Source organism: Paenibacillus sp. UMB4589-SE434, assembly GCF_030226685.1.
Taxonomy (GTDB): domain Bacteria; phylum Bacillota; class Bacilli; order Paenibacillales; family Paenibacillaceae; genus Paenibacillus_B.
This window is the reverse complement of sequence record NZ_JASOYK010000001.1, coordinates 995,723-1,014,656: the sequence shown is the minus strand read 5'-3', so window position 1 is coordinate 1,014,656 and position 18,934 is coordinate 995,723. Positions and strand designations below refer to the sequence as shown.

The 18,934-nt window shown below is 40.6% G+C and carries 22 protein-coding genes and 1 pseudogene; 6 read left to right on the top strand and 17 right to left on the bottom strand.

Annotation, left to right across the window (positions count from 1 at the left end):
* Window positions 1-6: 6 nt before the first annotated feature.
* The 4 genes from arsC to QP775_RS25730 are packed head-to-tail and all read right to left on the bottom strand — an operon-like array spanning window position 7 to window position 1,935.
* Window positions 7-429 (bottom strand): arsenate reductase (thioredoxin), encoded by a 423-nt coding sequence (arsC, locus tag QP775_RS04250; protein ID WP_285103871.1) that lies wholly within the window; start codon window positions 427-429, stop codon window positions 7-9.
* A gap of 18 nt (window positions 430-447) precedes the next feature.
* On the bottom strand, window positions 448-1,500 hold the full coding sequence (gene arsB / locus QP775_RS04245; RefSeq protein WP_483311986.1) for an ACR3 family arsenite efflux transporter: 1,053 nt from the start codon (window positions 1,498-1,500) through the stop codon (window positions 448-450).
* A 13-nt stretch (window positions 1,501-1,513) separates the two neighbouring features.
* Window positions 1,514-1,834: an ArsR/SmtB family transcription factor gene (locus tag QP775_RS04240; protein WP_285103867.1), complete on the bottom strand. Its 321-nt coding sequence runs from the start codon at window positions 1,832-1,834 to the stop codon at window positions 1,514-1,516.
* A gap of 32 nt (window positions 1,835-1,866) precedes the next feature.
* Entirely contained in the window at window positions 1,867-1,935 is a 69-nt protein-coding gene (locus tag QP775_RS25730; RefSeq protein ID WP_350338964.1) for an arsenic metallochaperone ArsD family protein, read from the bottom strand.
* Between the two features lie 164 nt (window positions 1,936-2,099).
* On the opposite strand from QP775_RS25730, the gene QP775_RS25725 reads away from it, so the two are divergent.
* Window positions 2,100-2,357, top strand: coding sequence for an arsenic metallochaperone ArsD family protein (locus tag QP775_RS25725; protein WP_350338963.1), 258 nt, complete (start codon window positions 2,100-2,102; stop codon window positions 2,355-2,357).
* An 18-nt stretch (window positions 2,358-2,375) separates the two neighbouring features.
* Window positions 2,376-2,994, top strand: a pseudogene (locus QP775_RS04235) (TRC40/GET3/ArsA family transport-energizing ATPase); the annotation flags it as partial.
* Window positions 2,995-3,105: 111 nt separating this feature from the next.
* Here QP775_RS04235 and QP775_RS04230 read toward each other — a convergent pair.
* From QP775_RS04230 to QP775_RS04225, 3 genes are all read right to left on the bottom strand, one after another.
* On the bottom strand, window positions 3,106-3,531 hold the full coding sequence (locus tag QP775_RS04230; RefSeq protein ID WP_285103865.1) for a hypothetical protein: 426 nt from the start codon (window positions 3,529-3,531) through the stop codon (window positions 3,106-3,108).
* A 260-nt stretch (window positions 3,532-3,791) separates the two neighbouring features.
* Window positions 3,792-3,950 carry a hypothetical protein gene (locus QP775_RS25720; RefSeq protein ID WP_350338957.1) on the bottom strand — a complete coding sequence of 53 codons (159 nt, stop codon included), beginning with the start codon at window positions 3,948-3,950 and terminating at the stop codon, window positions 3,792-3,794.
* A 46-nt stretch (window positions 3,951-3,996) separates the two neighbouring features.
* The gene (locus tag QP775_RS04225; protein WP_285103863.1) at window positions 3,997-4,200 is read right to left on the bottom strand and encodes a hypothetical protein; all 204 of its coding nucleotides are present in this window, start codon (window positions 4,198-4,200) and stop codon (window positions 3,997-3,999) included.
* Window positions 4,201-4,572: 372 nt separating this feature from the next.
* On the opposite strand from QP775_RS04225, the gene QP775_RS04220 reads away from it, so the two are divergent.
* Entirely contained in the window at window positions 4,573-5,427 is an 855-nt protein-coding gene (locus QP775_RS04220; RefSeq protein ID WP_285103861.1) for a P-loop NTPase family protein, read from the top strand.
* A gap of 274 nt (window positions 5,428-5,701) precedes the next feature.
* Here QP775_RS04220 and QP775_RS04215 read toward each other — a convergent pair whose 3' ends face one another.
* The 8 genes from QP775_RS04215 to QP775_RS04180 all read right to left on the bottom strand — a co-directional run bounded on the left by QP775_RS04215 (window position 5,702) and on the right by QP775_RS04180 (window position 12,985).
* Window positions 5,702-5,887 (bottom strand): spore coat protein, encoded by a 186-nt coding sequence (locus QP775_RS04215; protein WP_343224471.1) that lies wholly within the window; start codon window positions 5,885-5,887, stop codon window positions 5,702-5,704.
* Between the two features lie 381 nt (window positions 5,888-6,268).
* A complete protein-coding gene (locus tag QP775_RS04210) occupies window positions 6,269-6,823 on the bottom strand; it encodes a DUF1700 domain-containing protein (RefSeq protein ID WP_285103859.1) in 555 nt (184 codons plus the stop codon).
* Complete coding sequence (locus tag QP775_RS04205) at window positions 6,816-7,160, bottom strand: PadR family transcriptional regulator (RefSeq protein WP_239331093.1); 345 nt, start codon at window positions 7,158-7,160, stop codon at window positions 6,816-6,818. Before QP775_RS04205 ends, QP775_RS04210 begins: the two co-directional genes overlap by 8 nt.
* A 299-nt stretch (window positions 7,161-7,459) precedes the next feature.
* Complete coding sequence (locus tag QP775_RS04200; protein ID WP_239331090.1) at window positions 7,460-8,629, bottom strand: serine hydrolase domain-containing protein; 1,170 nt, start codon at window positions 8,627-8,629, stop codon at window positions 7,460-7,462.
* A 443-nt stretch (window positions 8,630-9,072) separates the two neighbouring features.
* A complete protein-coding gene (locus tag QP775_RS04195; RefSeq protein ID WP_285103855.1) occupies window positions 9,073-9,267 on the bottom strand; it encodes a hypothetical protein in 195 nt (64 codons plus the stop codon).
* A gap of 32 nt (window positions 9,268-9,299) precedes the next feature.
* Complete coding sequence (locus tag QP775_RS04190) at window positions 9,300-10,853, bottom strand: DUF4179 domain-containing protein (RefSeq protein WP_285103853.1); 1,554 nt, start codon at window positions 10,851-10,853, stop codon at window positions 9,300-9,302.
* On the bottom strand, window positions 10,850-11,419 hold the full coding sequence (locus QP775_RS04185; protein WP_285103851.1) for an RNA polymerase sigma factor: 570 nt from the start codon (window positions 11,417-11,419) through the stop codon (window positions 10,850-10,852). The genes QP775_RS04190 and QP775_RS04185 overlap by 4 nt, the downstream gene beginning before the upstream one ends.
* 864 nt (window positions 11,420-12,283) lie before the next feature.
* Window positions 12,284-12,985, bottom strand: a complete 702-nt coding sequence (locus tag QP775_RS04180; RefSeq protein WP_285103849.1) for an SMI1/KNR4 family protein — start codon at window positions 12,983-12,985, stop codon at window positions 12,284-12,286.
* Between the two features lie 665 nt (window positions 12,986-13,650).
* Between QP775_RS04180 and QP775_RS04175 the strand changes: the two genes are divergently transcribed.
* The 3 genes from QP775_RS04175 to QP775_RS04165 all read left to right on the top strand — a co-directional run bounded on the left by QP775_RS04175 (window position 13,651) and on the right by QP775_RS04165 (window position 17,016).
* A complete protein-coding gene (locus QP775_RS04175; RefSeq protein WP_285103847.1) occupies window positions 13,651-14,184 on the top strand; it encodes a sugar O-acetyltransferase in 534 nt (177 codons plus the stop codon).
* A gap of 614 nt (window positions 14,185-14,798) precedes the next feature.
* On the top strand, window positions 14,799-16,334 hold the full coding sequence (locus tag QP775_RS04170) for an alpha/beta hydrolase family protein (RefSeq protein WP_285103845.1): 1,536 nt from the start codon (window positions 14,799-14,801) through the stop codon (window positions 16,332-16,334).
* 295 nt (window positions 16,335-16,629) lie between these two features.
* On the top strand, window positions 16,630-17,016 hold the full coding sequence (locus tag QP775_RS04165; RefSeq protein ID WP_285103843.1) for a hypothetical protein: 387 nt from the start codon (window positions 16,630-16,632) through the stop codon (window positions 17,014-17,016).
* Window positions 17,017-17,329: 313 nt separating this feature from the next.
* On the opposite strand, the gene QP775_RS04160 is transcribed toward QP775_RS04165, so the two are convergent.
* Window positions 17,330-18,169: a CPBP family intramembrane glutamic endopeptidase gene (locus tag QP775_RS04160; RefSeq protein WP_285103841.1), complete on the bottom strand. Its 840-nt coding sequence runs from the start codon at window positions 18,167-18,169 to the stop codon at window positions 17,330-17,332.
* Window positions 18,170-18,193: 24 nt separating this feature from the next.
* Window positions 18,194-18,844: a TetR/AcrR family transcriptional regulator gene (locus tag QP775_RS04155; RefSeq protein WP_285103839.1), complete on the bottom strand. Its 651-nt coding sequence runs from the start codon at window positions 18,842-18,844 to the stop codon at window positions 18,194-18,196.
* Window positions 18,845-18,934 lie beyond the last annotated feature (90 nt).

The following is an 18,934-nucleotide window of genomic DNA, read 5'->3' as shown; positions in this document are numbered from 1 at the left end:
CGCTGATTATTTTCCTTCTGCTAGGAAATATTCGATTCTGGTTTTTATTGCGTCTCGCACCTCACGGAATTGAGCCATTATTTCCTCTTCAGTTCCAACCGCTTTTGCAGGATCATCAAAGCCCCAATGCCATTTCACCACGTTCGGGTTCGAGATTATAGGACAATGCTCATCAGCATGCCCACAAAGAGTTACGACATAATCAGCACGATTGAGGATCTCAGGATCGATCACATCAGATGTATGGTTCGATATATCAATTCCAGCTTCCTTCATTACTTGGACAGCTCTTGGATTAAGACCGTGTGCCTTCAAACCTGCACTCTTGACTTCGTATTGATCACTACCTAACGTTTTTAACCAGCCGACTGCGATCTGGCTTCGGCAAGAGTTTCCTGTACATAGAAAATACATCAATGGTTTACTCATTCTTAATCTCTCCTAGTTTTACTTATTTAGTGCAGGCTCAAAATACTTTCGCTTCAACCAAAGCGATACATTTACAAGCCCGATCAATACCGGTACTTCAACAAGCGGCCCAATTACTGCAGCAAAGGCAACCCCTGAATCCAAGCCAAATACGCCAATCGCTACGGCTATCGCTAGTTCGAAGTTATTACTTGCAGCCGTAAAAGATAAAGACGAAGCCACTGGATAGGAGGTTCCTGACTTTTTCGATAAGAAAAAGGATACAAGGAACATCACGACAAAGTAGATGATCATCGGAATCGCAATACGCACTACATCAAGAGGCAGCTTGACAATCAATTCTGCTTTAAGCGTGAACATCAAGACGATCGTAAATAATAGTGCAATAAGGGCAAGTGGACTTATCTTCCGAATCAACACTTGTTCGTACCACTGTTGACCCTTCAGCTTGATCCCAATCACGCGTGTCAGTAACCCTGCTGCAAAAGGAATTCCCAAATAAATCAGCACGCTCTCTGCAATCTGTCCCATGGAGACATCAACAACAGCGCCCTCAACCCCAAACCAACCTGGTAGTACGGTGATAAACACATACGTAAAAACGGAATAAAACAGGATCTGAAAGATCGAGTTGAATGCAACAAGGCCAGCTGTGTATTCCGGATCCCCCTTGGCTAGATCACTCCACACCAAGACCATCGCGATACATCTTGCAAGCCCAATCATGATTAGACCAATCATGTATTCAGGCATATCGCTTAAAAATAAAATAGCTAGGAAGAACATCAGAAAGGGACCGATAATCCAGTTCTGTACTAAGGATAGAAGGAGTACCTTCCAATCCTTAAACACCCGTCCAAGCTTTTCATACTTCACTTTTACAAGCGGCGGATACATCATCACAATCAGACCTATGGCAAGTGGTATAGATGTCGTTCCAATTTGCATACTGGAAAGCACTTCGGAGAAATTAGGAATTAAATACCCTAGGCATAAGCCAATAGCCATTGCCCCAAAGATCCAAATCGTTAGATACCGATCTAGAAAAGAAAGTCTCTTCCCCTCACCCATGGAAATCATCCTCCTATTCGCATAACATGCTGTTTATTTTCTGTTGGACCTCTTCCTCAAGTTTCGGTAAATATTGAAGCGCATCGTGGAGATGTGGTTGTTCTGCTACTTGTAAGGAATAAAAAATCCACTGTCCTCTGCGTTCTTCTTGTACTAAGCCTGCATCCTTCAATTTTCGAAGGTGTTGACTGATATTCGGCTGCGTCGTTTGAAGCAGTTCAACTAACTGACAAACACACATATCTTGTTGATTTAATATCGTTACGATCTTTAAGCGAGTCTTATCTCCTAGTAACTTGAATTGTTCAGCCATTTCTTCAATGGAAATCGACATCTTATACTCCCCCTTATCTTCAATTTTTTTCATTATATAATCAATCGCTCACAGACACCTGTTGAGCAACATAAAGCAGGATCAAAGATTTCAATTTTCATTTGAAGCATCTCCTTCGTGTGGCATACTTGATTACATCAATCATTATATAATCACACACTTATATAATCAATAGCTTATACACCGAGTGTTGATCCTGAACTCATTCGCATTGCTGCAGATCTGGATGCAATACGCAAGCAGGGATGTGATGTAACGTTTCAACCTGTCTCAGGACATTCAAGCATTTACGATTAATCAGGTTGCACTCTCTTATCTTCAACAGCATGGTCCTGATGCATTCCCAATCACACTCGTAGATGGTGAACTGAAGACGGAAAATCGGTACCCAACGCGCGAAGAGTTGACAGCTTGGACAGGGGTTTCATTTGACTCAGGGAATATCGGTAAAAAAACCTTTAAAACCATCAAGGTGCAGCCGAAGTCACAAAGTTGTTGTGAACCAGGCAGTGGCTGCTGCTAAGCAAAGGAGGCGTTACCCATGAAATTCGTACCTACCGATCTACATCATCGCTATATTTTTTTCACTGGTAAAGGTGGCGTGGGTAAAACATCTGTTGCTAGCTCCAGCGCTATCGACATTAGCTAAACAAGGAAAGAAAGTCCTTTTAATCAGTACAGCCTCGAACTTGGATGATTTGTTTGAGACAACGATCCGTAGTGAACCCACACCTGTAAATGGTGTACCTGGACTCTTAGCAGCTAACTTAGACCCTGAACAAGCTGCAAGCGATTATCGAGACCAAGTCGTCGGACCTTATCGCGACACTCTCCCTCAGGAAGCGATACAACAGATTGAAGAGCAGCTCTCAGGCGCTTGTACGGTTGAAATTGCCGCTTTTGATGAATTCACCAAGTTATTATCTACTAACGAACATGAATTCTACCATATCGTTTTTGATACAGCTCCAACAGGTCATACCTTACGACTCTCGCAACTTCCAAAAGCTTGGACTGGGTTTATGGATACAAACATACATGGAGCATCATGTCTTGGACCTCTTTCGGGGATGAGCGCAAAACAAGAGATGTATACAAAGACTGTAGAAGCATTATCCGATTCGAAGCAAACCATCCTAATCTTAGTCGCTCGTCCAGAGCGCCAGTTTATTGTTTATCTGCTAGAAGGAATATCCACTACAAAAATAATAGCTGCCGATTTTCGCGGCAGCTGCGGAACAGATCTCACTATCATTTTTTTGACTCGGATACTATGATTCCTCATTCAACTTATCAATTTTGTCCGTCAGTTCTTTAAGACCTTTTCGTCCTACCATATTCAACTCATAACTCAGAGTATTTAAATCATTTCTTCTCAACACGATTTCCTTATTGACTACTTTGTTGAGGAAAGCGACTAGAAATTCTAAGTCAGCGTAGTGAGCGATTGACTTGAAGAAGTCATCCTTATACCAAATCTTCTCCAATAACTCATGAAATACCTCCGTGCTAGAAAGTAGATGCTCCTGGAACAGCTTAAGGCTCGTTGCAATTGGACTAAAGCCATCCCTAATTAAATCTTTAGCAGAGTTAGAAGGATATGAACCGCCAGCTGCCTTATAAATGTATGTGATTAAATCGATATGGTCGTCATTGGTGATGTGATCAAAGATCGGTGCATCCCGCTCCAATAACAAGTCGATACCTGCATTTTGGTCATTAAAGTATCCACTTTAAATTAATGTAAGGAGCTTGTCGAAACAATGCCTGTGCAATTGACCATCAACAAATTCTTTTGATGGAGAAAGATACTTCTTTATTTTGAATTTATTCGAAACGGATTCATTTCCGTCAAGTTTGAACGAGATCTGGGAAATTTCCGCCATGAGTTGCTCTGCTTCAACATTCACCGCGATGTCTAATCGTCTGAATAACATTGATGCAAAGTATAGCTGCTCTAACCTTCCTGTTCTGATGGATGTATCGAATGGTCATGGGCAAGAACATTACGAACCCCCATCACAGAACCTGAAAATAACCACATCGCTCCTAGCTGCGGTGAGTCACCACCAGCTACCTTAAGAATAGTTGCCTTATTAGTAAAAGCTTTTTGCATTAGCTCTGTCCCATCATGTTGTAGCCTACTTTTACGCCTAACATCATTATCCAACGCCTACATACGTATCTAGAACAGCTGAACGGAAGTGACCATCCTGGAATAGCTTTTGTGCGACCCCCAGTACTCTTGGATGAAGCCCCACCAACTTACTGGGTTGAGCGGCAACAGGAGTCGGTTCCTCGAACACAGGAGCTTTAGGTGCTGGCGATGGAGCTGTGGGTGCTGCAGGAGCTGCTTGACTCCGCAAGAGAGAATATCCCTTTTCCGTTACCGTAAGCTGTGTGGCGCGGGAGCGTTCTTTTTGTTTTGTTTAGAAAGTCCCTGATTGAACTTATCTATGCTTAATGTTAATCTAGGCAATAGAGATGCAAACAAAGGAGCATAAACCTTATCATGTGGATTACTCTGTAAAGATTAACAATCGAAATGATGCCTGTAATAGTGACCACACTATTTTATTAGGCATGCTTTTCTTTAATCTTACAGGGTATGCAGGAAAAGGTGTATCATAAACCCATGCTGCGGATACCTGATGGTATCCGCTTTTATATGTGGGAAACCGCATCTCTATTGATCCTTACCTGCTTATCCTCCAATTTGCGAATGGAGGAACTTTAATATGAGATCGAAGTTAGTCTTGATTGAGGGATTGCCAGGATTCGGGAAAACAACAACAGCTCAACTCGTTCATGAAATTCTTACGGAAATGAACATTACATCCCAGCTGTTTTTAGAAGGAAATTTGGAACATCCTGCTGATTATGATGGAGTCGCTTTCTTTAAGAAAGATGAATGCAATGAACTATTGAGTACCCATGAAAAGTTTAAAGATTTGTTGAGTAATCTCATGATTAAACAAGGTAACGATTACTTCCTAGAATATCGGAAAATAAAAAATAAATACGGGTCATGTTTTCCAGATGAATTGCTTCATGCAGTTTTCAAACATGATATTTATGAATTGTCGCTTGATCAAAACAGGAAACTGATAACAGAACGATGGAAGAAGTTTGCGGATCAAGTTTTGAATGGCGCAGACACCTTTGTTTTTGATGGTTGTTTTATACAAAACCCTGTAACCATGGGGATGATTAAACATGGTGCGAAGAAGGAAGACGTTATAAGTTACGTTATTGAACTAGCAATAATTGTGGAGCGACTGAATCCCTTGATGATTTACGTAGAACAGAACGATCTTGATCAATCTTTCAGAAAAGCTGTAAAGGAAAGACCTCAGGAATGGTCAGAGGGATTTATTGAATATTATACGAACCAAGGTTATGGGAAAAAACAAAATTACAAAGGGTTAGAAGGAACGCTACAGGTTCTTAAAGCAAGAAGGAAACTAGAAGAAGAAATTTTTAACAGCTTAAATATAACCAAGATAAAAGTTGATAACTCTTCTTATAATAAAAACGATGTCAAGCAAGTTTTAGAGGGAATTTTATTAAAATACTTTAAATCAACAAACTAATAACCTCTGTATCTTACACTGCCTTACACTGAACATAAATAGCCCATTGCATGTAAAATTAGAAATAAGAAGCTTCCAAATTACGGTGATGGGCTCATTTTCATATTTCTAAACACTACACTACATTAGACTCGGAAATTATAGTTGTAGACTGCATCCGGTGTCGTCGGTAGATACGCTGTAGTTGCTCCCACTCCTAGTTGTTATTTCGCACGGCCCAGATTTGACTGGGCGTTACCCATTACAGCCGCTCGCAGCGTGTTCGTTATTCAAGTCATGTAAATAATATAGCTGTATCTAAATGACTTCTTAATATGTTTCTTACTTCCGGGGATGCTGTTTCTGTTATCGCAACTGCTAGATCTTTGACGCCTGCCTTAGCTGTTATTAACATATCTGTTGCTACAACTTGATCTGTCATCCCGTTCATTTCGGCAAGGTTCTCAAACAAGTAATTCATTTTGCTCCTACCTTCTTTCTTATTGAGCATTCCCTTATAGTCATTGATTGCCTGGACAGAATGAAGTACGAATCCATAAGGGAGGACATAGGTGTAAATATCATCTTGCTAAAGCTGCATTAGGTGGTGCCTTCCTTCTGCTTTGCTTAGTGCATGAACAACAATTAGGATACCGTCATCCGATAATTGCCATCGATCCCGAAGCACGATATTTCCTATATCCCCTATGCCGAGCCGAGATGACTCAACGATTACGAAGCGTTGTCATGGATACAAACGACGCGTCGAAGCACTTACGCGTAAACATGACGCTGCCCTCGCATAGTAAAAACGGGGTACGGTTGGTCTATGAATGACCGCCGCGCCCCGTTCTTTATATTATTACACTGTTTTCTTTTTCTGACTGATTGCGTGTATATATTTAATAGTAAGCTTCCATAAGACTTTCCCGAGCCAAAACATTAACACACCAATCACAATAGAAATGGGCAAGAACTGCATTGGGCTTGGTGTAAATGTTCCCATTTCGATTGTTATTCCGGCAATATCATATCCCATAAGATACCCGACAAATTTAATAATTCCGCCTAGCGGCGTAATAACTCCACCAATCATTAAAGCAATGGAAAGAGTACTGATGAATGGCAAAAGTAACATACCGCTGACGCCTGCAAAGCTGCTACAAAATGCAAATATTGCTCCGAATTTACTCCAACTAAATTTATTGTTCTTTGAAATGGCTTCACCTAAGTATGCTTTCGCTAATTCTTTTGGGTTTCCTAACCGTTCGATGATTTGCTCAGAAGAAAAACCATTATTTTGCAATTCAAGCATTACGCTTTTGATTTCTTTTACAATGTCGATACGCTCGGAATCGGACATAGATTTCAAATACTTTTCAATTTTTACAAGATAGTCATTCATAATTCTATCCATCATTTAACTCTCCTTTAATTTCTGATATAGCTGTTAATAAATTATCCCATTCTAAGGACATCGCGTTTAAGTATTCGTTTCCTTTTTCTGTAAGGGTATAATATTTTCTCGGTGGCAAGCCCTCTGTACTTTCTTGCCAAGATGAAGAAATATATTCTTCTTTCAATAATCTTCTAAGCAGTGGATAAATTGTATTTTCTTTTGCAGCAACAATAGGATACTGCTCTAACTTACTTATAATTTCATACCCATAATATGGTCGTTGCTTTATTAGCAATAGAATACATAAATCGAGTGTTCCTCGCTTAATTTGTGACTTCCAATCTTCTACATTCATATACTGTACCTCCTGCATGTATATCGTACAACACAGTACTGTATTTATCAATAGTAAATTCAGTACCAATAACCGTCGAACGCAAGCAGAAACAGCAGGCAATGTTACGCAATAGAGGCTCAAAAACGTCTTATATTGCCCGGGCTTTCTAGGCGTGTTTTGAGAAGGGCAAGGTTTAAAAAGTTGTCGTCTTAATCCCATAATCACTCATCTTATATTAGTAAGTTGGGTTTTAGGACCAGAAAGGTATGTTCTTAATTATAAAAACTATTACATAATATTCCGCTTCCCCTTTCTGTCTACTTGCTAAATTCAGCAAGTAAAATATTATTAAAAGGATTAGGACTGTTATCTCTACCCAAACTGTTCAGACTTACGACCAAAGTATGCTTGCCTCCAAGTGTACCTCCAGCATAAGTAGAAAACCCTAGAATACCACCTGTGTGCCCCCATATCGAGACACTGTTTGGAAGCTGTGTTTCAAAGATTCCAAGACCATATCTATCGATTCCTGCTCTTCCTACAGGAACTGTAGTTAGCATTTGTTTTAATTGCTGCTCCTTCAGTAGTTTGCCACCGAGCAAGGAAGAGAAGAATTTATTTAAGTCGTCTGCAGTAGAAATCATATCTCCAGCTGAGCTACCTGCACTTGGATTATAATGTGTAACATCTTTTATCTCACTTGCTTCGTCTGGTTGGGAATATCCCCGAGCATGCTTGGTTCCTGGTATAACGCTTGAATTTCCAGGTAGGAATGTATTCGACAATTCAAGCGGTTCAATAATTCGATTTTCAATCTCTTCTGCGTAGCTGTTTCCGGTTAATTTTTCAATAAGAATACCCAGTAATACGTATCCTGTGTTTGAATAAGACCAGCCCTTTCCTGGGACAAAGTCTGGGGGCAGAGAAATCCCCATCTTCACTATTTCTTCAGCCGTATACGATTTTTTTGTATCCATAAAATCAGCGCCTTTGAATCTTGAGTATTCAGCGATACCACTTGTATGGTTCAATATCTGCCGGATGGTGATCTGTTTACCATTATATCCGTTTCCTTCAATGACACCAGGCAACCACTTTTCGATGGAGTCGTCTAGATTCAAGCGGTTCTCTCCAGCTAATTGAAGTACAACCGTTGCGGTAAACGTCTTCGTTACACTTCCAATTCGAAAGCGAAAATCTGTTTCCATTGGTTTCTTTGTGCTCAGATTCGCTACCCCAGTGGCATAACCCCACGTTTTTCCACCCTCAGAAGTTTTAGCAAGTATCCCCGGGAATCCAAGTTGCAATGTATCCTGCATTGCTTGCTTGACGGAATTATGAGATCGTTGAGTGGTTGTTTGTAAGGAACTAGATACATTTTGAGTGGGCTCTGCTTTTACAATTGAGGTTGGCGATGTGTATAGCAGGAAGCTTCCAGTTATTAGAAGGGCCAGACTTGCAAATGTAATTTGACTACGTATTTTCAAAAGGTATTCCTCTTCTCTATTAATATTGTAAGTTTGTAATTATCTTCCTAACTGTTGTTTTCCCAACGCTATTTCGTTCTAAGAAAGGTACAGTACTCTTTTTGAACATCACTGAAATTATTTCTTTTCCTTAAAATACTTTGTTAACTGGTTTATTTTTTCATATATTCGTCATATCTTTTCCGCCTTTCACACCTCCTCTTGCATATACATCGTACAACACAGTACCTCATTTATCAATAGTATATCAGTTTTATTCAATGAGAGATATTTTGAAAGAAATTCAGTATCAACAACCGCCGAGCGCAAGTAGAAACAGTGGGATGTTACGCAATAGAGGCGCATATGCCTTGCGTGTAGTACGGTTATGGGACAATCTATAAGGGAGGATATAGTAATGTGGCATGATTGTGTAAAGTTTATAATAACAAAACACCTTTAGCCTAACTAAAAAGCAACTCTCTGGCTTTATCTATTGCATCAATTTCTTCGTGCTGCGTTATTAACTCTTCATTTCTTGGTTTTCCTTCTTCCTCCTTACTTTTCCTTATAACTTGTTGAACCTTAGCGATTTTATTTGCAGTATCTTTCTTCTTATAAAATTGATTCAAATATGTGATAGCAAAAAAACACGCCATTGAAGGCGTGTTTCTGATTTAGGCCTTGCTGATCAAGGTTTCAACGAAACCGTATAGTCACGGTTCACCGTAATGGAATCTCCGGTTCGGGACAGTGTGAGCGTATACTGGTCTAGCTTGGGCGCTGGAATATAGACGTTCAGATGTTCCGACTTGCGGTTATCCTCGGCGATGCCGAAGCCGTTCACATGGAAGGACTTCATGTCCTCTCTTTGTTTTTTCCTGTAAGCATCGTAAGCTTCGGTTCCTTCATTATCGAATTTCTCTGTAAGATTCTCCTCCTGAGCAATGCCAAAAGATACGCCCTCCAGCCTCTTCTGTTCGGGACTGTCTTTTTTGATCTTCAAATGCAGATACCCTTCAGGCAAGTAGTCCGCCCCCTCGATAACGATTTCCTTATTTTTAAAATGTATCGTACGCGGATTTTCGCCGTTTAAAGGCAAATCCAGCTTTTCGCTTGGCTCGAATTCGCCTACCCGGAGACTTCCAATATGAAGCGTCAATGAACGGACATTCGGTTCGAAATAAACGGACGATGAGAACGGCAATTGCAGTTGTCCGCCCTCATAATACAATAGACCGGAGCCTGAAGGATCGTACCGATACTCCCGGCCTTGATCGTCCTTCAAATACGGGGCAGTCTCATCATCTCTCGGAAATTCGTAATACCATCCCTCAGGGCCTTTCAAAATCAGATTCATCGTCATCGGTTGAATTGTCAACTTTTCCAAGCTCAGTTCCTTGAGATCAGAATCACCAATAGGCAGCGACTGCTTCGGCTCTAACACTTTATTGTGCAGCAGCTTGTCAGGCTGAATCGACACTTTCATAATCCCCATTTGCTGTATATCTAATCTACGTCCCTCATCGATAAAAGTTCTTTTGGTAACCTCTAGCTCAAGTTCGGTGCCCTGCACTAAAAACTGCTTAACAACGCCATCGGACAACTGGTACTTATACGTTTCATGAAGCACCGGTTTCCCGCTGCCATCGGCTGCCGTGATGACAGACGAAGAGGTCGTCGATCCTTGACCAGCTAAGGTATTGAGGGGAGAAATCCAAATCGATACCGGACTGCTCTCATCGGTTAAATCGAATGAGTCAGTCTGAATGAAGCTTTTGAACAGCAGCTCCTCTTCTGTCAGATAGATGTCGCTGATCGTAATGATCGTGCCGTCTCTCTTCATCGTCACCGGATCGATCGGTATGTAGTCGTGGTTCATCGCCGTCTGGACACCGTCTTGCTCCCGTATATGCTTCAGCCAATCGATAGCGATATCGATGCCAGGCACACCTCTGACGAGCGAAGCAAAAGCAGGAGACATGGTCACACCTGCAAAGAACGTTACCACTAAGATCACCGCCGCTGCCGTGCCTTTGAAGATGACAGGAATCTTCTGTCGCTTGGACCGTCTAGATCCAATCGGTTGCGATTCGATCTTTGGATTTCCATCCAGCTCCAGTTCGCCTCGATCAAATTTGCCGGGAAGTTCCTCCGCGAATTGAAATAATGATTGGGGTACCGAAATCGTTGCTAGCGCTTGCGCTAAGCCTGCTTTCAAATCCGTATCACATTCTCTACTCATATCGTCAGCTCCTTTGCCTGCCCTTGCACCCGTTGAAGCACAGCGCTGAGTTTTAGCCTGGCATGATATAGTCGGGACTTGACCGTACCTTCTTTTATATCTAGAAGAGTGGCGATCTCCTCAATCTTTAGTTCATGAAAATAATACAACACGACTACGATCCGCTGATGTAGTTCCAGTGTAACGATCGACTCGAACAGCCGCTCCGACTGTTCCTTCATGAGCAAATTTTCAAGTGGTGTAGAAGCTGCGTCCTGAATCTCCATGCCATCGATATCAACGGTAATTTTATTCCCCTGCTCTTTCCTCGCGATATCAATCGCCCGGTTAGCTAGCAACCGACTAAACCAACCATGAAGTTTGTTAATTTCTTTGCCGCTCACGATCGTCGAATACAATTCAATTAGTGCGTTCTGTACCGCTTCCTCCGCTAACGGCTTGGATTGCAGCATCATATATGCGGTCCGATAAGCCTTCGGAATCACCGGATTCACCAACGTCCGGAAAGCGTCTTTATTCCCCTGCCTAATCTCATCCATTAGCCGCTGTTCGTTTTCCACTTCCATGATGTCTCCCCTCTCACATTTGTCTCTATATAGATAAGGCGTAAAGAACCGGATTTCGGTTCAATTATTTCTCGAAAAACTTCAAAAAAATTATTCATAGCGCATCGGGGTAAACAAAGAACTTACATGAATCTTTCTGTGCGAAGGCACTGATTCACGAACATTATCGTTCGAAGCATAAAAAACATGCAGGATCGGGCCCCTCCCTGGTAACTTCAATGTCCCATTTTATACATTATCTCTATATTGAGCTTCGTATAAATATGTTCTGCTACTCTTTTCAGAGGTGAACTTCCTGTTGGTTTTTTAAATGATGAAACCTAAACTTAGGCATCTCGTTTAGGGTAAAATACAATAGATACTAACACTCCATAATAACCGATTTAATATTACGCCTCGGCAGAAATTTCCGTAAATTATTGAACTGTTTTCAAAGGTGTGTTAGGCAGCTCCTCGACTACTGGCAAATTGCCCTGATAGGGTCTGCTCACGAATCGATAGGTTTCTTTATCCACGCGTATTGACTCGGGTCCCATGTGGTATTGTTTTTCCCTAAGTATCGAACTCAAATCGATAAATTTCCATTTATATATAGCTTTGAAGCAAGGTATCGTTGGAATCCCAATAAAATGACATCATAAAACGTTCCGGTTTCTTCGAATCAATATTAATGAATTGCTCCCCGTTACTTAGAGAATGAACATTTAACGAAGAACGCTTCGCTGTGTGGAAGCGGTCAATTTTTGCAATATCTGGGGGGAATGCAAAACATCTGAACTATGGGGTATGGATAATTCAGAAAACCAAATCGAAGAGACAAAAAGACGTCAGCCCGTAGATGTGCTGACGTCTTGTGCGTGTCTATTAATTGCAATACTCAAACTCGTTGTCGAGCGCGTCGAAACTAATCTCCTGTTTTAACACTTGTTTTAATTCATCGTTTGAGATTACCCCTTCCAGTGGCAGCTCGCGCCCCGTTGAGGTCGTTTCTATGTATTCAAAAACATCTCTACCATATATTTCTTCCAACTTTGCAACTTGACTATGCTTCAAATACTTTCGGTGTGTTCTTAATATGTTGGCAGAATTGACTTTCAAATCGCCACTTGCTGTATTGGAATACTTCATATTCGTTAAATCTTCAAGCAAGTCCCTAAAAATAAAATCCTGTAAATTTTTCGCCAAAACAACAGCGGTAATATCATCGTGATAAATCAACGTAATAGGTACATCCTCACCGTTTTGTTTATCAAATTGGAACACATACAAATCTCCGCTTTTTTGTCGACCAAATGGAACAAACTGAAACTCTGGTTTCGTCTGACGATAATCGTCGGGGTCTTTGAATGCTTCGATTTCTTCAACGATTCTGTTCCATTTTAGCAACTCAAAGTCAAAGCCGAAAAACAGCATAGGCGGGTTATGGGATAATTTAGCATAATACTTTTCGTACCAATCCTGCCCATATTCTCCGCCCGAATCCAACATACCGTCTAAATACAACTGTCTATATAATTTCGGGTATGTAAAATTGTACTTCTGTTCAATTTGCTCTAATTCGTTCATACTATCCTCCCAAAGCCTGCTATTTGCTATCAGTATAGCAAACGCGAACTCGTTATTAAATATCACAGAAAATCATTGTGCAGATTGGCATGGAAAGGAGCGCGACCATGGCTATCTATCATCATCAACCGCGGTAAGGGCAAGTCTGCGGTAGCGGCGGCGGCTTACCCTTCGGGAGAAACCATCAGGAGTGAATATAAGACGGTGTGACGCATGACTACCGGTTTTCGGGCTTGCCCCTGGCATCCTGGTGATGGTTGTGTTTGGCTGTCATCGTTTCAAGAAGAACGAGTGCTCACGAACCATTCCACCGATCTAACTTTGACGCCCAAGAGACCATTCGGATTTACGGGATGCGCTGAGAGATCGAAGTATTATCAAGTGCGCCAAGTCTATCCTACGTTTGCAAAAAGAGGTTCAGGGTGGTACTAAGAGGAGATGAACAATAAAAGAGGGTGTAACCTTATTGACCAGATACAATGGTCTATCATGGTTTGTAGAAGCATATAACGGAGCCACATCTGGCCATCTCTGTCTCACGATCTTGATGATGCCAATGGCGCAATATTATAGTTGTATCTTATCATCCCTTATATTACAATACCTTTGCTGTTATGAATATAGGAGTTGATGTTTTGAACGAAAAAGAAAAATCGCATGCTGGGATGTTATACCAACCTGGCGATCCTGAGCTTGTCGCTGACCGTGCTGATACCGTGAAAAAGTTATACGAATATAACAATATACACCCGCTAGACCGCGAGGCACGAGAGATCGCCATTCGCGGGCTGCTGGGAAAGACCGGAGATAATTGCGTTGTAGAGCAGCCCCTTTTCTGTACTTATGGGTATAATACCACGGTAGGAGATAATTTTTTTCTCAATGCTAACTGCAAGCTCATGGACAGCGGGAAAATTACAATTGGTAACAACGTATTTATTGCACCCAACGTCTGCCTTATAACGGAAGAACATGCTATGGATGTAGAGCAACGGATAGCGGGATTGGAATACACACATCCAGTCAATATCGGTGATAATGTATGGATCTGTGCAGGCGCTATAGTCCTGCCAGGCGTGACGATCGGAGCGAACAGCGTGATTGGGGCTGGCAGTGTCGTTACGAAGGACATTCCGCCAGATAGTTTGGCTGTCGGCAATCCGTGCAAGGTCATCCGCTCTTTGAAAAAAGCCCTTTAGTGAGGTGCCAATCGGTGATTCTATCGCTTTCAGAAATATAACAACAACCTACATGTGGTCTCAGCCCGATCCCTAGCGGATTGGTATACTGACCGTGACCATGAAGGAAGACGCCCTGGAGAAGGTACTGCTAAAGCAGTAGCTCCTCCGCAAAGGACGTCTTTTCATTTTCTCCGTTTTGTTCTCCACTGGTTCCTCAGGAATCCCATAACCAAGATGAATCTTTCTGATAATCGTTCCTTTAATGTTGAATAAGCAGCCACTCTATCTTCATAAATGGCAATAAGCTCTTCTTTTTCTCATCTCAGTAATTCAATGATTTCAATAAGTAGTTACAAGTAAAAAGGACCTACCGCGTTGCAGTAGATCCATCCCATTTACTATTAACATTCATTTTTTGCTTAACTACTCATTTATATAAGTCGTTGTACGGTTCTGAAATTTCTTTTTCAATCGTGTTCCCCTCCCTGCTACGACAAGGATAGGTGGAACTTATTAACTGCTTCGAGGCTGCCGAATATTTTTATATCCCCGATGAATATTGATTTAACATATTAGGAACGCCATAAAGCGTACAATCGGTAATGTCCTCATCTTCTTGTCATCCGACATATATGTTAGAAACTCAGAAGTACCGTATTTATCCGCGGGAAACGGGACTACTTCATAAGACACTTGCTAGGAATAGAGCCATCTCGACTTCCAGCACATTTACCGCCAATGAAGGGGAATTTGCTGTAGTAGAGTCTAATGCATGGGAAGCAAGTATTTACTCACACAAACCTATTGTTGAAATGGAGAGTTGCATTATGGAAGTAAAGCTTATCGGGAAACGTAAATTTTTAGTGACAATTATGCTGTGTTCATTGTTTATCGGGAATAGCGTAATAAACGCATTTGGAAGCAGCCCATCCCAGAAAGAGCAACAATCAGCAGTTGCTACCCAACAATCTAAGGCTCCGACGACTTCGTCTAAGCAGACAGCTGTAATATTCCCTGCCCTTAAAGGCCCATATAAAGTGGGAACAGATCGTTTTCATTGGATAGACAAAGCTCGTCCGGAAACATTTACGGCAGACAAGTCGGATCATCGTGAGCTGATGATTCAAGTCTGGTATCCTACTAACGCATCAAGCGCCTCTTATAAGCGCGAACCTTATGCAACGGATCCAACATCATTGGCAAAAGCATATGAAGGCTACTCTAAAGTACCTGCTGCTCAATTTTTACCCTTGCTATCATCTACTACTCATTCTTTGATCAAGGCACCTATTGCTGAATCGGAACAAAAATATCCGGTACTCATCTTATCACACGGCTTCGGGATGCTAAATGATACGTATCGATTTATTGCAGAGCCACTAGCAAGCCAAGGCTACATCGTTGTAAGTGTTCAGCATACATATAATTCGTTAGTAACCACATTTCCTAACGGAAAAGTTGTCAAATTCAACGGTGCTAATGACGACAATACCTCTTACTTAGATCGATTAATCACCAAAGTATGGGTGAAAGATATTCAATTTGTATTAGATCACCTAGCACAACTTGCAGAGAAGAAAACCTATCATATTTGGAAGCAGGCTGATCTGAGTCGAGTTGGAATGCTCGGTCATTCATTCGGCGGTGCTACAGCTGCTCAAGTGATGCTCCAGGATGATCGTGTAAAAGCTGGCATCAATATGGACGGCGGCTTCTTTGGCAAATTGATTCCTGAGAGCGGAATACCAGGTCCATTTATGCTGATGAATGCTGGCTACGACGGATTGAAAAATTTAGAAAGTACTGATCCTAAGCAGGTTGCACAAGCACAAGGAAAGGATGAAAAGAAGATGACCGAGATGTTGAAACATGTGATTTCTCGCTATAAGCAGGCAGTACGCTCTAGTTATTCCGTATCATTCCGTCATGCAGACCATAGTACATTTTCAGACACTCCGTTAATTACCTATCCATCTGTACCGAATGATGCTGCTAGAATACAGACCGTGTATCGTACTCACAGCAGTATTAATGCATATACATTGGATTTCTTTGACTATTTCCTAAAGGGTAAGCCAAGTAAGCTGCTCGATGGGAAAAACAAGATCGAAGATGTAAAGGTAGAGATTGGAGAGCACGTCAAAACCAAATCTGCATCTTCTAAATAACATAATTCTAACTGGAACCTTCTCGGTAAATGACCGGGAAGGTTTTTGGTTAGGTTCATTAAAAGCACACATCGCCCAAGGATAATAAGGTCCAAAGGGTACATACCCCGCAATACCCCTCAGAACATCTGTCGTGTCCCCTAACCTGTCGCCCAACGTTCTAAACAACCCCATCTGCATTTCTATTTCCTACAATAAAAATCGGAATTATATGTTTACAAGAATCTGATAATGAATTATATTTAACATAACTTCGAGATACTACTTGAACATATATCAAAGGAGTTGAATCAGTATGAAGAAATTGCTTTTGTCCATGTCTGTACTGGTTGTCCTCGCTACAGCATCACCTGCATATGCTTCCACTGCACCTATCGATGCTACCAAGCCTGATGTTCGACAAACACAGCAGTTCGTTAAGCACTATGCACTTCACCCTAATGAACTAAGCTCGCTGGAAGGAATCTATTTGAAGAAAGGCCAACAGCTCACGATTTATGCACAAGGCAATTATGCGTATTATTCCGTGTACGACAATACCAACTACCATCTCGGGACTTTCTTTAACAGCAACGTAGGAAGAATTTTCACGGCAACTGAGGACGGTTATTTTTACATTCAATTTGCAGCGCCTTCCTCGTATACAATCAATCACATCACGGCTACTTATCACATTAATTGACCTTAGGTTGATATCATATCGACCAAATTTATCACAAAAGCTAAGAATTTGACCTGCTAGAAATGAAGACAGCGACAGTGATGGATTAAAATAGTCCGTGACTGTCGCTGTTTGATTTGATCAAACAGACCTGTTTATAGGGATAACAGACATGATCATATAATTTCCCATTAGTTCAATGCTTTAGCTTAAATCACCCGAACTGCCACGACCGTTACACGTAATTTTGTCATTCCAATCAGCCATAGCAAGAAAAATATGTATCCGTTCCATTTTTTTACTTCTCCATTATATTTACGATCTTACTTTATCCTCATGTTGCATTGCTAGCATTGGTAGTTTTTAATATCGGCTTGATCCGATGCAACAAAAATGAAAATACTACTCCAATTAGAAGTGCTGGGAAAAATTCCAGCACATTAAATAAATCGCTCCTTATAATACTACTGTGCGCTGCATCTGAAAAAAAGGTGTAAGCCCAGTGAAATAATACTGCTGTAAACAAATTTTGATTTGTTTTGATATAGATGTAAGTATAAATGAAACAACTGCTCGTAACCGATATCATGAAAGTAAAAAATAACAGTTGCTGCTCATGCTGATTAGTACCTACTATATAAAACAATGGCAAGTGCCATACAGACCAAACTAACCCAATTATTAAACTCGCTATGTTAGGATTAACAATTTTTAATAATCTCTTTAAAGCGAAGCCTCTCCAACCATACTCTTCTGATAATGGGCCTAGTATAAACAAAGGAAGAATAGTAGGTAGTACAGATAAAAATTTAGCGTAATGAAAGTTTCCATCCAAAGCTAAATAGATAACAATCCAAGATACAGCAAAATATGCTGCTGTTAGAATAATTATCAGAACCCACTTTAATCCAATTTTAGCTTGAAATGCTTCTTTCATAAATTGTTTTACTTGTTTTTTACCTTCAAAAACGGCAGTAAGAATGATACCTGTTATCGAAGGGACAAAGCCTCCCATCATGAACAATATTATGGCCCAAACCGGTCCAACTGCCCCACTATTAAAGCCAATAGTTGGAACTTCACATAAAGCAAGTGGCCCCCAAAATACAAACAGGCTTAAGAAAACAGTAATTATGAAAAATATCATAACCTCTTTTAATTCTTTATTTTTCATACATAGTCCCCCTGGGATATTCAATCATTTAACCCCTAACATATGTAATACTGAGTTTGATATCATCTTAAAAATCTGTATGACATCAATGCGATTTGCATTGACACTATAACATTTTTGCAATACAACTTTATGAACCACACCATCAATTGTGGTGATAATATAAGTAAAGATATCATTTAGCGGAAAGATCGTCTGAAGCTCTCCCTTATTTACTCCTTTCGTTATCTCGTTAAAAAGTGTGCTTATGAAATATTGACCATTTTCCTGTTCTGTAAGACTGTTTTTAAACTTTTCCGATTTATTAGGATGATTTGCAAAATATACAGTAAGTTCAAATTGAAATTTACCAAGTGTAGCTGGACTGTTATGAATATAGTTTGCCAGAAAATCAAAAAGAGCTTCGACTATACTTACTGTGGTCTCTGTACTTGCAAGTATCTCATCAATTTTATGCTTATAATTGTTTCTAGCTGTTTCTCTATTAAGTAAAGCTATAATCACTTCATCAATATCACCAAAATACCTATATATCCCCCCCTTGCTTATACCCGCTTCCTTAATAACATCTAGCATAGTCATTTCATATAGTGGTTTTCGTTGGAATACCACAAAGGCTGCATCTAATATTTGTGTCTTCTTTTTTTGAATATAGTCTTCATTTACTTTTGGCATCGTTTCACTCCTTTTAAAAATGAGATAACTCTCACTTTTATATTATTATCTTACTACTAACAACAGTTAATGCCAACATAAAAATGAGAA